Origin of the sequence: Citrobacter sp. CK185, assembly GCF_030333565.1 — a bacterium.
GTDB classification, from domain to species: domain Bacteria; phylum Pseudomonadota; class Gammaproteobacteria; order Enterobacterales; family Enterobacteriaceae; genus Citrobacter_B; species Citrobacter_B koseri.
Genome location: NZ_JAOWFR010000026.1, coordinates 889,704 through 904,151, shown reverse-complemented (window position 1 = coordinate 904,151; position 14,448 = coordinate 889,704). Strand labels below are relative to the sequence as shown.

Below are 14,448 nucleotides of genomic sequence, written 5' to 3'. Positions count from 1 at the left end.
GGTTAGTTAAACGAACTGCGGTGTTTACCTCTAATAAGACACGGCCACGGAGGCTACATATGTTAAGTATTTTTAAACCTGCGCAACATAAAACGCGCTTGCCAGCAGCGGAGATTGATCCGACATATCGTCGGCTGCGCTGGCAGATTTTCCTGGGGATTTTCTTTGGTTATGCCGCTTACTATCTGGTGCGTAAGAACTTTGCGCTGGCGATGCCTTACCTGGTAGAGCAGGGATTCTCGCGCGGCGATCTGGGTTTTGCGCTGTCCGGGATCTCCATCGCCTATGGTTTTTCGAAATTTATCATGGGGTCGGTCTCCGACCGCTCGAATCCGCGCGTTTTCCTGCCCGCAGGGTTGATTCTGGCGGCGGCCGTGATGTTGTTTATGGGCTTTGTGCCGTGGGCCACGTCCAGCATTGCCGTGATGTTCGTGCTGCTGTTCCTCTGCGGCTGGTTCCAGGGAATGGGGTGGCCGCCGTGCGGTCGTACAATGGTGCACTGGTGGTCACAGAAAGAACGTGGCGGTATCGTCTCCGTCTGGAACTGCGCGCATAACGTTGGCGGCGGTATTCCTCCGCTGCTGTTCCTGCTGGGGATGGCCTGGTTTAATGACTGGAAAGCCGCGCTCTACATGCCGGCGTTCGGTGCGATCCTGGTGGCGATTTTCGCTTTCGCGCTGATGCGCGATACGCCGCAGTCCTGCGGTCTGCCGCCGATTGAAGAGTACAAAAACGACTACCCGGATGATTACAACGAAAAAGCGGAAGAAGAGCTGACGGCAAAACAGATCTTTATGCAGTACGTGCTGCCGAACAAACTGTTGTGGTACATCGCGATTGCGAACGTGTTCGTTTACCTGCTGCGTTACGGCATCCTCGACTGGTCGCCGACCTACCTGAGAGAAGTGAAACACTTTGCGCTGGATAAATCGTCCTGGGCGTATTTCTTGTACGAATATGCCGGTATCCCGGGTACGCTGCTGTGCGGCTGGATGTCGGATAAAGTGTTCCGTGGCAACCGTGGCGCAACGGGCGTGTTCTTTATGACGCTGGTGACCATTGCCACAGTTGTTTACTGGCTGAACCCTCCGGGAAATCCGACCGTGGATATGGCCTGTATGATCGTTATCGGCTTCCTGATTTATGGCCCGGTCATGCTGATTGGTCTGCACGCGCTGGAACTGGCGCCGAAAAAAGCGGCAGGTACGGCGGCGGGTTTCACCGGCCTGTTTGGTTATCTTGGCGGTTCCGTCGCGGCGAGCGCTATTGTCGGCTATACCGTTGACTTCTTCGGCTGGGACGGCGGCTTCATGGTGATGATCGGCGGCAGCGTTCTGGCGGTTATCCTGCTGATTATCGTGATGATTGGCGAAAAACGCCACCATGAAGAGCTGATGTTGAAACGCAACGGAGCTTAAGTGAATGAAGACGACACTGAAAAATCTCAGCGTGGCATTGATGCTGGCGGGTATGGTCGTGAGCAGCGCGGCAATCGCTGCGGATAAAATCGTGATTGCGCACCGTGGCGCCAGCGGCTATCTGCCGGAGCACACACTGCCAGCGAAAGCGATGGCGTATGCGCAGGGCGCCGATTATCTGGAGCAGGATTTGGTGATGACGAAGGACGACCATCTGGTCGTCCTGCATGACCACTACCTTGACCGGGTTACCGACGTTGCCGAACGTTTTCCGAATCGCGCCCGCAAGGACGGGCGTTACTACGCCATTGATTTCACACTGGACGAAATTAAATCCCTGAAGTTCACCGAAGGTTTTGATATTGAGAACGGCAAGAAAGTACAGACTTACCCTGGCCGTTTCCCGATGGGAAAATCAGATTTCCGCGTGCATACCTTTGAGGAAGAGATTGAGTTTGTTCAGGGGCTGAATCATTCGACCGGAAAAAATATCGGTATTTATCCAGAAATCAAAGCGCCGTGGTTCCATCATCAGGAAGGGAAGGATATTGCGGCTAAGACGCTGGATGTGCTGAAAAAGTATGGTTATACCGGTAAAAAAGATAACGTTTATTTGCAGTGTTTCGATGCCGCGGAGCTGAAGCGCATTAAGAATGAGCTGGAACCGAAGAGGGGGATGGATCTCAATCTGGTGCAGTTGATTGCGTATACCGACTGGAATGAAACTCAGCAAAAACAGCCGGACGGCAGTTGGGTTAACTATAACTACGACTGGATGTTCAAGCCTGGCGCGATGAAAGAAATCGCCAGCTATGCTGACGGGATCGGCCCGGACTACCATATGCTGATTGATGAAAAATCGAAGGTCGGGCATATCACGCTGACCGGCATGGTGAAAGAGGCGCAGCAGAACAAGATGGTGGTACACCCTTACACCGTACGCGCCGATCAGCTTCCTGACTACGCCACGGATGTTAATCAGCTTTATGACATCCTGTATAACAAGGCGGGGGTGGACGGATTGTTCACCGATTTCCCGGATAAAGCGGTGGTGTTTTTGAAGGATAAGCACTAAAAAGCCGGGTGGCGGCTTCGCCTTACCCGGCCTGTGAACTGCGGTTTTGTAGGTCGGGTAAGCGTAGCGCCACCCGACAAGGTTACATCTCTATCTCAATATCGCCTTTTGCCCTGCAACAGCAGGGCAAAATTTCCCCTTCGCTGATAAAAGCCAGCGGTTCGGTCAGCCAGTCAACCTGGCCTGCAACCAGACGGCAGCGGCAGGAGCCGCAATAGCCCGCACGACACTGATACTCCACTTCAACCTGATGCGCCTCAAGCGCCACCAGCAGAGAAGGGTGTTCTTCCCGACACAGCACTTCGGTGCCGGAAAGACGTAGCGTCACGCGTCCCATCAGAGCTGGAAGTTACTCAGATCGTCGGTATCAACTTCCGAGTCAATCTGGCCGACTAGGTAAGAACTGACTTCCACTTCCTGCGGCGCCACCTGGACGTTATCGGAAACCAGCCAGGTGTTGATCCACGGGATCGGGTTGGAGCGCGTCTGGAACGGCAGCTCCAGGCCGACCGCCTGCATACGGATATTGGTGATGTACTCGACGTACTGGCACAGAATATCTTTGTTCAGGCCGATCATGGAACCGTCGCGGAACAGGTAATCCGCCCACTCTTTTTCTTGCTGCGCGGCCTGTACAAACAGGTCATAGCACGCCTGCTTGCTCTCTTCGGCGATTTCCGCCATTTCTGGATCGTCTATGCCGCTACGCAGCAGGTTCAGCATATGCTGCGTGCCGGTCAGGTGCAGCGCTTCGTCGCGGGCAATCAGACGGATGATTTTGGCGTTACCTTCCATCAGCTTACGTTCCGCGAAAGCGAAGGAGCAGGCGAAGCTGACGTAGAAACGAATCGCTTCCAGCGCGTTAACGCTCATCAGGCACAGGTAGAGCTGTTTTTTCAGCGCACGCAGGTTCACGGTGACGGTTTTGCCGTTCACGTTATGCGTACCTTCCCCCAGCAGATGCCAGTAGCTGGTCATTTCAATCAGCTCATCGTAGTAGTGAGAAATGCCTTCCGCGCGCTTCTGAATTTGTTCGTTGGTGACGATGTCGTCAAATACCACCGCCGGATCGTTAACGATGTTGCGGATGATATGGGTATACGAGCGCGAGTGGATCGTCTCAGAAAACGCCCAGGTTTCTACCCAGGTTTCCAGCTCCGGGATGGAGATCAGCGGCAGTAATGCCACGTTCGGGCTACGTCCCTGAATGGAGTCCAGCAGCGTCTGGTACTTCAGATTGCTGATGAAAATATGTTTTTCGTGTTCCGGCAATGACTGGAAATCGATACGATCGCGTGAAACGTCAACTTCTTCCGGGCGCCAGAAGAAGGAGAGTTGTTTTTCGATCAGTTTTTCGAAGATGTCATATTTTTGCTGGTCGTAGCGTGCCACGTTGACCGGCTGGCCAAAGAACATCGGCTCTTTGAGTTGGTCGTTTTTCGTCTGTGAAAAAGTGGTGTATGCCATTGAAGTGAGTCCTGTTGAGATTGTATCGCCCGGCGGCACTTCGTTTGCCGGGCCTACAAAACCGTAGGCCGGGTAAGCGTAGCGCTACCCGGCAAAAATAACTTAGATCTTACATGCGCCGCTTTCGCAGCCATCGTCCTGAATAGACGGCACCAGATCGTCCTGCGCATCTTCCGCACCGTCACGGGTGTTGTGATAGTACAGGGTTTTCACGCCAAATTTATAGGCGGTGAGCAGATCTTTCAGCAATTGCTGCATCGGTACTTTACCCGACGGGAAGCGAGTCGGATCGTAGTTGGTGTTGGCTGAAATCGCCTGGTCGATGAATTTCTGCATGATACCGACCAGTTGCAGGTAGCCGTCGTTGCTCGGCATTTCCCACAGCAGCTCATAGCGGTCTTTCAGCCCTTCGTAATCCGGCACCACCTGGCGCAGTACGCCATCTTTCGACGCTTTGATGCTGACATGGCCGCGCGGCGGTTCAATACCGTTAGTGGCGTTGGAGATCTGCGAAGAGGTCTCAGACGGCATCAGGGCGGAAAGTGTGGAGTTACGCAGACCGTGCGTTTTGATGGACTCACGAAGCGCTTCCCAGTTGTAGTGCAGCGCTTCGTTGGCGATCGCATCCAGATCTTTTTTGTAGGTGTCGATCGGCAGAATGCCCTGAGCATAAGTGGTTTCATTAAACCACGGGCATGCGCCTTGCTCTTTCGCCAGCTCGTTAGAGGCCTTCAGCAGATAGTACTGAATGGCTTCAAACGTTTTGTGCGTCAGGTTGTTCGCGCTGCCGTCAGAGTAACGCACGCCGTGTTTCGCCAGATAGTAAGCGTAGTTAATCACGCCGATACCCAGCGTACGACGGCCCATTGCGCCGCGTTTAGCCGCCGGAATAGGGTAATCCTGGTAATCCAGCAGCGCATCCAGCGCGCGTACCGCCAGCACCGCCAGCTCTTCCAGCTCATCCAGGCTGTTAATTGCGCCCAGGTTGAAGGCGGAAAGCGTACACAGCGCGATTTCACCGTTTTCGTCGTTAACGTCCATCAGCGGCTTGGTCGGCAGGGCGATTTCCAGGCACAGGTTGGACTGGCGCACCGGTGCAACCTGCGCATCAAACGGGCTGTGGGTGTTGCAGTGATCCACGTTCTGAATGTAGATACGGCCAGTTGATGCGCGTTCCTGCATCATCAGCGAGAACAGATCCACGGCTTTCACGCGCTGCTTACGAATGCTGTCGTCTTTTTCGTATTTGGTGTACAGACGCTCGAACTCGTCCTGATCGGCGAAGAAAGCGTCGTACAGACCCGGAACGTCGGACGGGCTGAACAGGGTGATGTCTTCACCTTTCAGCAGGCGGGTGTACATCAGCTTGTTGATCTGTACGCCGTAGTCCATGTGACGCACGCGGTTGCCTTCCACGCCGCGGTTGTTCTTCAGTACCAGCAGGCTTTCCACTTCCAGATGCCACATCGGGTAGAACAGCGTCGCCGCACCGCCGCGCACGCCGCCCTGAGAGCAGGATTTCACCGCCGTCTGGAAGTGTTTGTAGAACGGAATACAGCCGGTGTGGAACGCTTCGCCGCCGCGAATCGGGCTACCCAGCGCGCGAATACGACCGGCGTTGATGCCGATACCGGCACGCTGAGAAACATATTTCACGATCGCGCTGGAGGTGGCGTTAATGGAGTCCAGGCTGTCGCCGCACTCGATCAGCACGCAGGAGCTGAACTGACGAGTCGGGGTGCGCACGCCGGACATGATTGGCGTCGGCAGAGAAATTTTGAATGTAGAAACCGCATCGTAGAAACGTTTCACGTAGTCGAGACGGGTTTCACGCGGATAGTTAGAGAACAGGCAAGCGGCAACCAGAATATAAAGGAACTGCGCGCTTTCATAAATCTCGCCGGTTACACGGTTCTGTACCAGATATTTACCTTCCAGCTGCTTAACGGCAGCGTAGGAGAAGGTCATATCACGGTCGTGTACGATGAACGAATCCATCTGCTTGAACTCTTCTTCCGTGTAGTCTTCCAGCAGATGATTGTCGTATTTACCCAGCTCAACCATTTTCACCACATGATCGTAAAGCGCTGGCGGTTCGAACTCGCCGTAAGCCTTTTTACGCAGGTGGAAAATCGCCAGGCGCGCGGCCAGGTACTGATAATCCGGCGCATCGCGGGAGATCAGGTCGGCTGCGGCCTTAATGATGGTCTCATGGATATCGGACGTCTTGATACCGTCGTAGAACTGGATATGAGAACGCAGTTCAACCTGGGAGATAGATACGTTATTCAGTCCTTCTGCCGCCCAATCCAGAACTCGATGGATTTTGTCGAGATTGATGCGTTCAGTACGACCATCACGCTTTGTCACCAGCAGACTCTGATTCATGTGGGTTTTACCTGTCCGTGAAAGAAAAAATATCCCCCGTTTATCCACAATGCCACGTTGTGACTAAGTCTGTGGATAAATACTATATATAGGGGGTAACTGATAAATGAAACGCTATATGGTGAGTATTCTAGTAGGGATTCTTTTCAGTACAAGAGTTGATTTTGAGGTTAAATTGAGGTTGCAAAAGAGTGATAATCGCTAAGTGCGCGTCTTATAAGGCCTGGAGGGCATGTCAATAATTCATAAAAAAAAATGAAAATTTGATCGAGTGCTGATTTCTTCATCGAAGGCAGGAAAAGTTCCTATGATCTGGCGCAAAAATTGCCCTGACGATCCTACTCAGGATTGGTAGGCGATGCGTAGGCCCGGCAAGCGAAGCGCCCCGGGCAAATTGCCGGATGGCGGCATAAACGCCTTACCCGGCCTACAGACGCAGTTAGTCAACTTGTGCGGTAGTGTGAACCATATAGTTAACATCAACGCCCGGCCCGAGTTTGAAGGTGTTGGTAATCGGATTGTAGTGCAGCCCGGTCATGTGACGCTCTTTCAACGCGGTCTGATCGACCCAGTTCAGCAACTCCGCAGGCTTAATAAATTTTTTCACATCGTGCGTGCCTTTCGGCACCATGCGTAAAATATACTCCGCCCCCACCACCGCCATCAGCCACGACTTGCCGTTGCGATTAAGGGTTGAGAAAAAGACTTCACCGCCCGGTTTAACTAATTGCGCACAGGCCCTGACGACCGATTGCGGGTCCGGTACGTGCTCCAGCATCTCCATACAGGTCACGACGTCGTACTGGTGCGCATGTTTCGCCGCGTGCTCTTCAACCGTCTCCTGCACGTAATCAACCTGAATACCGCTTTCCAGCGCGTGCAGTTTCGCGACCTGCAAAGGCTCAAAGCCCATATCCAGGCCCGTTACCGTCGCACCTTCACGCGCCATGCTCTCAGCCAGAATGCCGCCGCCGCAGCCAACGTCGAGCACCTTTTTGCCGAACAGGCCGCCGGAACGCTCGGCAATGTAGCCCAGGCGCAGCGGGTTAATGCGGTGCAGAGGCTTAAATTCACCCTCAAGATCCCACCAGCGTGACGCGACAGCTTCAAATTTGGCGATTTCTTCGTGATCAACGTTATGCGTCACCGGGGGTTTTTCGGCATTCATTGGCGCTTTTACTCCTTATTTGGCAAGTCGCCTGAGTATATCAGCACGACGGGATGAATAAAGCCTCCGTAGAAGACCATTCCATTTACCTGTCTCATTGCGATTGTGTTATAATTTGCGACCTTTGAATCCGGGATACAGTAGAGGGATAGCGGTTAGATGAGCGACCTTGCGAGAGAAATTACACCGGTCAACATTGAGGAAGAGCTGAAGAGCTCTTATCTGGATTATGCGATGTCGGTCATTGTTGGCCGTGCGCTGCCGGATGTCCGAGATGGCCTGAAGCCGGTACACCGTCGCGTACTATACGCCATGAACGTATTGGGCAATGACTGGAATAAAGCCTATAAAAAATCTGCCCGTGTTGTTGGTGACGTAATCGGTAAATACCATCCTCATGGTGATTCCGCGGTGTACGACACTATCGTCCGTATGGCGCAGCCTTTCTCGCTGCGTTACATGCTGGTGGATGGTCAGGGCAACTTTGGTTCTATCGACGGCGACTCTGCCGCGGCAATGCGTTATACGGAAATCCGTCTGGCGAAGATTGCCCATGAACTGATGGCCGATCTCGAAAAAGAGACGGTGGATTTCGTTGACAACTATGACGGCACGGAAAAAATTCCTGACGTCATGCCGACCAAAATTCCTAACCTGCTGGTAAACGGCTCGTCCGGTATCGCGGTAGGTATGGCCACCAACATCCCGCCGCACAACCTGAAGGAAGTGATCAACGGTTGCCTGGCGTATATCGATGATGAAGACATCAGCATTGAAGGGCTGATGGAACACATTCCTGGCCCGGACTTCCCGACCGCCGCGATCATCAACGGTCGTCGCGGTATTGAAGAAGCCTATCGTACCGGTCGCGGGAAAGTGTACATTCGCGCTCGCGCGGAAGTGGAAGCTGACGCGAAAACCGGCCGCGAAACCATCATCGTTCATGAAATTCCGTACCAGGTGAACAAAGCGCGCCTGATCGAGAAAATCGCTGAACTGGTGAAAGACAAACGCGTTGAAGGCATCAGCGCGCTGCGCGACGAGTCTGATAAAGACGGGATGCGCATCGTGATTGAAGTGAAACGCGATGCCGTCGGGGAAGTGGTGCTTAACAACCTTTATTCCCAGACCCAGTTGCAGGTTTCTTTCGGTATCAACATGGTTGCGCTGCACCACGGCCAGCCGAAGATCATGAACCTGAAAGAGATCATTTCCGCGTTCGTGCGTCACCGCCGCGAAGTGGTGACGCGTCGTACTATTTTCGAACTGCGTAAAGCCCGCGACCGCGCGCATATCCTTGAAGCGCTGGCGATTGCGCTGGCGAACATCGATCCGATCATCGAGATGATCCGCCGTGCGCCAACGCCGGCAGAGGCAAAAGCGGCGTTAATCTCCCGTTCATGGGATCTGGGCAACGTGGCGTCTATGCTGGAACGCGCCGGTGATGATGCTGCCCGTCCTGAGTGGCTGGAGCCGGAATTTGGCGTGCGTGATGGTCAGTATTACCTGACTGAACAACAGGCACAGGCGATTCTGGATCTGCGCTTGCAGAAACTGACCGGCCTTGAGCATGAAAAACTGCTCGACGAGTACAAAGAGCTGCTGGAACAGATCGCAGAACTGCTGCACATTCTGGGCAGCGCCGATCGTCTGATGGAAGTGATTCGCGAAGAGATGGAACTGATCCGCGATCAGTTTGGCGATGAGCGTCGCACTGAAATCACCGCTAACAGCGCCGATATTAATATCGAAGATCTGATTAGCCAGGAAGATGTGGTTGTAACGCTGTCTCACCAGGGTTACGTCAAATATCAGCCGCTAACCGATTACGAAGCGCAACGTCGTGGCGGGAAAGGTAAATCTGCCGCGCGTATAAAAGAAGAAGACTTTATCGACCGTCTGCTGGTGGCTAACACCCACGACACGATCCTCTGCTTCTCCAGCCGTGGCCGTCTGTACTGGATGAAGGTCTATCAACTGCCGGAAGCGAGCCGTGGCGCGCGTGGCCGTCCGATCGTCAACCTGCTTCCGCTGGAAGCCGACGAACGTATCACCGCCATTCTGCCGGTACGCGAGTACGAAGAGGGCGTTAACGTCTTTATGGCGACCGCCAGCGGTACGGTGAAGAAAACGGCGCTGACCGAGTTCAGCCGTCCGCGTTCCGCCGGTATCATCGCGGTGAACCTGAACGAAGGCGACGAGCTGATCGGCGTGGATCTGACCTCCGGTTCCGACGAAGTTATGCTGTTCTCCGCTGCCGGTAAAGTGGTGCGCTTCAAAGAAGATGCCGTTCGTGCGATGGGTCGTACCGCGACCGGCGTACGTGGCATCAAACTGGCGGGCGAAGACAGCGTCGTTTCCCTGATTATTCCGCGTGGTGAAGGCGCTATCCTGACCGTGACGCAGAATGGTTACGGTAAACGTACGGCGGAAGGCGAATACCCAACCAAGTCTCGTGGCACGCAGGGTGTTATCTCCATTAAAGTCACCGAGCGCAACGGTTCCGTTGTTGGCGCGGTACAGGTGGATGATGCCGACCAGATCATGATGATCACCGATGCCGGTACGCTGGTTCGTACCCGCGTATCGGAAATCAGCGTCGTTGGCCGTAACACCCAGGGCGTAATCCTCATCCGCACGGCGGAAGATGAAAACGTGGTGGGTCTGCAACGTGTTGCTGAGCCGGTGGATGACGAGGAACTCGACTCCATCGACGGCAGCGTAGCGGAAGGGGACGAGGATATCGCCCCGGAAGCGGAAACCGATGACGATGCAGCGGATGACGCTGACGAGTAATTCGGCGTTGTAAATCGTGTGTGAAAGGAGGCCATTGCGCCTCCTTTTTTTTGCCGGATGGCGGCGTAAACGCCTTATCAGGCCGCCATCCGGCAAAGGCGCAAATCCTTAATTCATCCTTTCCACTATCATCGCAATACCCTGACCGCCGCCGATGCAGAGCGTGGCCAGCCCGAGCGTTTTATCGCGTGCAGAGAGGGCGTGCAGCAGCGTCACCAGAATACGCGCGCCGCTGGCGCCGATGGGGTGTCCCAGGGCGATAGCCCCACCGTTAACGTTCACCTTCTGCGGATCAAAACCGAGCGTCTTACCCACGGCAAGGAACTGTGCGGCAAACGCCTCGTTGGCTTCGATCAGATCGATATCCGAAAGCGTTAAACCGCTCAGTTGCAGCGCCTTCTGCGTGGCGGGAACCGGCCCCATCCCCATCAACGCGGGGGCGACGCCGCCGCTGGCGTAGGCTTTGATACGAGCCAGTGGTGTCAGGCCCGCCGCCAGCGCTGCGGATTCTTCCATCACTACCAGCGCTGCCGCGCCATCATTGATCCCAGAGGCGTTTCCTGCCGTTACCGTACCCGCCTTGTCGAAGGCCGGGCGTAATGCAGCAAGACCTTCCGCCGTTGAATCGGCTTTCGGAAACTCGTCGCGCTCAAACACCACGGTTTTCTTACGGGATGTGACGCTAACCGGCACAATTTCGGCCTGGAATGCGCCGGAATCAATAGCGGCAACGGCTTTGCGCTGTGAGAGTAGCGCCAGCTCATCCTGCATCTCCCGGCTGATGCCGTATTCCCGGGCGACGTTTTCTGCCGTGATCCCCATATGGTAGCCGTGAGTGGCGCAGATCAGACCGTCGCGCAGGATCACATCGGAGAGCTGTCCGTCGCCAAGGCGATAGCCCCAGCGGGCTTTGGCATCCAGCAGATACGGCGCCTGGCTCATATTTTCCATACCGCCTGCGACAATCGCCTGTGCCTGTCCGGCCTGAATCGCCTGCGCGGCAAGCGCCACGCTTTTGAGGCCGGAGCCGCATACTTTGTTAACGGTAAAGCCGCAGACCGTCTCTGCGAGGCCGCTTTTGAGCAGTGCCTGACGCGCCGGGTTTTGCCCAAGACCAGCCTGTAGCACATTGCCCATAATCACTTCATCCACCCGTTGCGGGTCGAGCTGCGCGCGTTCAAGCGCCGCCTTAATTACGGTGGCGCCAAGGTCGATGGCGCTGGTGGTTGCCAGTGCGCCGTTAAAACTGCCGATTGCGGTACGCGCCGCGCTGACGATGACACAGTTTTTCATCTTCTGTTCCTTAAAAGTGCGTGGTTGCCGTCAGAAAAAGGTCAAACCGATGACAAAAATGATCCCGGAGAAGAGCAGGGCGGTGATGCAGTAGCCCATAATGTCGCGTACCCCGAGTCCGGCGATTGCCAGGGCGGGCAGCGCCCAGAATGGCTGCGCCATATTCATCCACTGCTCACCGTAGGCGATTGCCATGACTGACTTGCCGAGGTCCGCCCCCAGCGCCTGAGCCGCAGGCATGACGAATGGTCCCTGGATAACCCAGTGGCCGCCGCCTGATGGCACGGCAAAGTTAATCAGCGCAGAGCTGAAAAAGGTCATCACCGGGAAGGTGTCTTTGTTGGCGACGTTGATGAAGAATTCAGTGATAAGGCCACCGAGGCCGGAGTGTTCCATCATCAGTTGGATCCCGGCGTAGAAGGGGAACTGCACCAGAATACCGGCGGTACTGCGCGCTGCGGCGCTGATGGCGCGCATGTAGGCCATTGGCGTTTTGTGCAGCAGCAGACCGGCGATCATAAACATCAGATTGACGGTATTGATGGTGATGTTGAATCCCTTCTCGGCGAAGTAGAGCCCCAGATAGGCAATCCCTAATGCGCCAATGATCAGCGCGAGAATGCGGCTCTCTTCCAGTTTTTCCGACGGTGGCGCGTCAGCCGGCAATTTCTTCTGAAAATCGGCTTCTTCCAGCAGCAGTTTCGGATCGATGCTGACCACGTCGGAGGGTTTTGGCGTCATCATTCGGGTAATAAACGGCATCACCACGATGAGGCCGAGCGTGATGAAAATATTGAACCCGGTGAACAGGGTATCGCTAACCGGAATCAACCCCGCGACGTGTTCTACCGGGTTGCCTGGCGTTGCGGCCAGCAGGGGCATAGATCCAGAGAAGCCGCCGCCCCAGGTGAGAAAACCGATATAGGCGCAGGCGATAAGCAGCGGATAATCGGAACCCGGCACGCGACGGGCCACTTCACGGGCAAACATTGCGCCGACCACCAGACCAAAGCCCCAGTTGATCACGCAGGTGACCGAGCCAAAGAAGGTCACCAGCATGACGCCCTGGGCGGGCGTCTTAGCGGCTGAAGCGGCGGTACGCAGCAGACTTTTAACCGGGCCGGAACTGGCCAGAGCGTGGCCCGTCACGATAATCAGCGCCATTTGCATACCGAAAGCCAGCAGGTTCCAGAAGCCGTCGCCCCAGAACCTCACCATACTGACCGGCGTTTGCGGCGTCAGCCAGAGAGCGATCCCGAACGTCAGCAGGGTTAACAGCATTGCGAAGATCAGCGGATCAGGAAGCCAGCGGCTGACGACCCGCGTCATAAAGCGTGAAATACGCCCAATCATGCGTCACCTCTCTGAATGACCAGATCGGCCGCAACCTCAAAGTGCGCTTCAGTTTTTGCCCGCAGGGTTTCCAAATCACACCCTTCGGCGATTTCTGTCAGCCACATCTTGCCGTCGATAAAGCGGAATACAGCCAGTTCGGTAACCAGCATATGCACCGCGTGCTGGGCGGTGAGCGGCATAGTGCACTGGCGCAGAATTTTCGCCGAGCCGTCTTTCGCGCAATGTTCCATTGCAATGATCACTTTGCGCGCGCCGGTGACCAGATCCATTGCGCCCCCCATGCCGGGAACCATTTTGCCGGGAACCACCCAGTTGGCGAGGTTTGCCTGCTCATCCACCTGTAGCCCGCCGAGTACGCAGGCGTCAACATGGCCCCCGCGAATCAATGCGAACGACATGGCGCTGTCGAACATTGCCGCGCCGGGCAAAATGCCGCAGGGTTGACCGCCAGCGTTCACCAGATCCGGGTGGGCCGTCGTGACCGGCCCCAGTCCCAGAAAGCCGTTCTCAGATTGCAGGGTGATGTGAATGTCATCCGGCAGGTAGTTTGCGACCATCGTCGGCAAACCAATTCCCAGGTTAACCACGTCGCCATCATGCAGCTCTTGCGCCACGCGGCGCGCAATACGTTGTTTAGCATCCATTATTTGCTCTCCTGTGGAATAACGATGTGGTCGATAACAGCGCCAGGGGTGACAATCTGGTCAGGCAGTAGATCGCCTGTTTCAACCAGTTCGTCAGGCTCAACCAGGGTGATGTCTGCGGCGAGAGCAATGAGGGGGTTAAAATTACGGGCACTGAGCTGGTAGGTCAGGTTACCAAGCGGGTCGGCGCAGTGGGCTCGAATAAGCGCCAGATCTGCACGCAGTGGACGCTCCAGCAGCCAGGTTCTGCCATCGAGCTGAAGCGTTTGCTTTCCCTCTTCAACCACGGTGCCGACGCCAGTCGGGGTCAGAAAACCGCCCAGCCCGGCGCCGCCGCAGCGGATTTGTTCAATCAGGGTGCCTTGCGGAACCAGTTGAACCTCCATCTCTTTGGCAATCATTCGCCGACCCGTTTCCGGGTTGGTGCCGATATGGGAGGCGATGACCTTGCGCACCCGGCCATTTACAATAAGCGGGCCGATGCCGGTATCGACAAATGCGGTATCGTTGGCGATCAACGTCAGGTCCCTGACACCGGATTCAAGTAAGGCTTCAACAAGGCGGGGCGGGGTGCCTACCCCCATAAAACCGCCGACCATGATGGTCATGCCGTCACGAAAGAAGCCTGAGGCGTTCTGTAAGGTAATCAGTTTTGTTTTCATTATGTTTCCCTTTTGCATACTCCATTTTGGGTACGCAAAGGGAATAGCAAGCGGGATGCCAGGATTGATAAACCGAAAAGAGAAGGCTTAACCTGATGAATATAAAAATTAATTTTCACGGAAGGGGGATGAGAGGGCGTGAGGCGCTATGCAGAATTTTGCACAGTGCGCAAAATTCTGC

General features: G+C 55.2%; 11 protein-coding genes. 3 read left to right on the top strand and 8 right to left on the bottom strand.

Annotation, left to right across the window (positions count from 1 at the left end; genetic code table 11):
- Positions 1 to 59: 59 nt before the first annotated feature.
- Both glpT and glpQ read left to right on the top strand, forming a co-directional pair.
- On the top strand, positions 60 to 1,418 hold the full coding sequence (gene glpT, locus OGV79_RS18970; protein ID WP_047462375.1) for a glycerol-3-phosphate transporter: 1,359 nt from the start codon (positions 60 to 62) through the stop codon (positions 1,416 to 1,418).
- Positions 1,419 to 1,422: 4 nt separating this feature from the next.
- A complete protein-coding gene (gene glpQ / locus OGV79_RS18965) occupies positions 1,423 to 2,493 on the top strand; it encodes a glycerophosphodiester phosphodiesterase (RefSeq protein ID WP_012131519.1) in 1,071 nt (356 codons plus the stop codon).
- A gap of 82 nt (positions 2,494 to 2,575) precedes the next feature.
- Here the strand turns inward: glpQ and yfaE are convergent, their stop codons facing one another.
- The 4 genes from yfaE to ubiG form a co-directional block, all read right to left on the bottom strand.
- The gene (yfaE, locus tag OGV79_RS18960) at positions 2,576 to 2,830 is read right to left on the bottom strand and encodes a class I ribonucleotide reductase maintenance protein YfaE (RefSeq protein WP_012131520.1); all 255 of its coding nucleotides are present in this window, start codon (positions 2,828 to 2,830) and stop codon (positions 2,576 to 2,578) included.
- The gene (gene nrdB, locus OGV79_RS18955; protein ID WP_012131521.1) at positions 2,830 to 3,960 is read right to left on the bottom strand and encodes a class Ia ribonucleoside-diphosphate reductase subunit beta; all 1,131 of its coding nucleotides are present in this window, start codon (positions 3,958 to 3,960) and stop codon (positions 2,830 to 2,832) included. Before nrdB ends, yfaE begins: the two co-directional genes overlap by 1 nt.
- A gap of 102 nt (positions 3,961 to 4,062) precedes the next feature.
- Entirely contained in the window at positions 4,063 to 6,348 is a 2,286-nt protein-coding gene (nrdA, locus tag OGV79_RS18950) for a class 1a ribonucleoside-diphosphate reductase subunit alpha (protein ID WP_012131522.1), read from the bottom strand.
- Positions 6,349 to 6,787: 439 nt separating this feature from the next.
- Positions 6,788 to 7,516 carry a bifunctional 2-polyprenyl-6-hydroxyphenol methylase/3-demethylubiquinol 3-O-methyltransferase UbiG gene (ubiG, locus tag OGV79_RS18945; protein ID WP_286468798.1) on the bottom strand — a complete coding sequence of 243 codons (729 nt, stop codon included), beginning with the start codon at positions 7,514 to 7,516 and terminating at the stop codon, positions 6,788 to 6,790.
- A gap of 159 nt (positions 7,517 to 7,675) precedes the next feature.
- Here ubiG and gyrA point away from each other — a divergent pair, with 159 nt between their 5' ends.
- The gene (gyrA, locus tag OGV79_RS18940) at positions 7,676 to 10,312 is read left to right on the top strand and encodes a DNA topoisomerase (ATP-hydrolyzing) subunit A (protein WP_058667737.1); all 2,637 of its coding nucleotides are present in this window, start codon (positions 7,676 to 7,678) and stop codon (positions 10,310 to 10,312) included.
- 108 nt (positions 10,313 to 10,420) lie between these two features.
- On the opposite strand, the gene OGV79_RS18935 is transcribed toward gyrA, so the two are convergent.
- From OGV79_RS18935 to atoD, 4 genes are read right to left on the bottom strand one after another with little or no spacing between them, the layout of a single operon-like run.
- Positions 10,421 to 11,605, bottom strand: coding sequence for an acetyl-CoA C-acetyltransferase (locus OGV79_RS18935; protein WP_047462384.1), 1,185 nt, complete (start codon positions 11,603 to 11,605; stop codon positions 10,421 to 10,423).
- Positions 11,606 to 11,635: 30 nt separating this feature from the next.
- The gene (locus tag OGV79_RS18930) at positions 11,636 to 12,958 is read right to left on the bottom strand and encodes a TIGR00366 family protein (protein ID WP_286468797.1); all 1,323 of its coding nucleotides are present in this window, start codon (positions 12,956 to 12,958) and stop codon (positions 11,636 to 11,638) included.
- Positions 12,955 to 13,605 carry a 3-oxoacid CoA-transferase subunit B gene (locus tag OGV79_RS18925; RefSeq protein WP_012131528.1) on the bottom strand — a complete coding sequence of 217 codons (651 nt, stop codon included), beginning with the start codon at positions 13,603 to 13,605 and terminating at the stop codon, positions 12,955 to 12,957. The genes OGV79_RS18930 and OGV79_RS18925 overlap by 4 nt, the downstream gene beginning before the upstream one ends.
- On the bottom strand, positions 13,605 to 14,267 hold the full coding sequence (gene atoD, locus OGV79_RS18920) for an acetate CoA-transferase subunit alpha (protein ID WP_200075614.1): 663 nt from the start codon (positions 14,265 to 14,267) through the stop codon (positions 13,605 to 13,607). Before atoD ends, OGV79_RS18925 begins: the two co-directional genes overlap by 1 nt.
- Positions 14,268 to 14,448 lie beyond the last annotated feature (181 nt).

Coding starts and splice junctions, on each gene's coding strand:
- glpT (WP_047462375.1), top strand. CDS start 60: ATGTTAAGTATTTTTAAACCTGCGCAACATAAAACGCGCTTGCCAGCA.
- glpQ (WP_012131519.1), top strand. CDS start 1,423: ATGAAGACGACACTGAAAAATCTCAGCGTGGCATTGATGCTGGCGGGT.
- yfaE (WP_012131520.1), bottom strand. CDS start 2,830: ATGGGACGCGTGACGCTACGTCTTTCCGGCACCGAAGTGCTGTGTCGG.
- nrdB (WP_012131521.1), bottom strand. CDS start 3,960: ATGGCATACACCACTTTTTCACAGACGAAAAACGACCAACTCAAAGAG.
- nrdA (WP_012131522.1), bottom strand. CDS start 6,348: ATGAATCAGAGTCTGCTGGTGACAAAGCGTGATGGTCGTACTGAACGC.
- ubiG (WP_286468798.1), bottom strand. CDS start 7,516: ATGAATGCCGAAAAACCCCCGGTGACGCATAACGTTGATCACGAAGAA.
- gyrA (WP_058667737.1), top strand. CDS start 7,676: ATGAGCGACCTTGCGAGAGAAATTACACCGGTCAACATTGAGGAAGAG.
- OGV79_RS18935 (WP_047462384.1), bottom strand. CDS start 11,605: ATGAAAAACTGTGTCATCGTCAGCGCGGCGCGTACCGCAATCGGCAGT.
- OGV79_RS18930 (WP_286468797.1), bottom strand. CDS start 12,958: ATGATTGGGCGTATTTCACGCTTTATGACGCGGGTCGTCAGCCGCTGG.
- OGV79_RS18925 (WP_012131528.1), bottom strand. CDS start 13,605: ATGGATGCTAAACAACGTATTGCGCGCCGCGTGGCGCAAGAGCTGCAT.
- atoD (WP_200075614.1), bottom strand. CDS start 14,267: ATGAAAACAAAACTGATTACCTTACAGAACGCCTCAGGCTTCTTTCGT.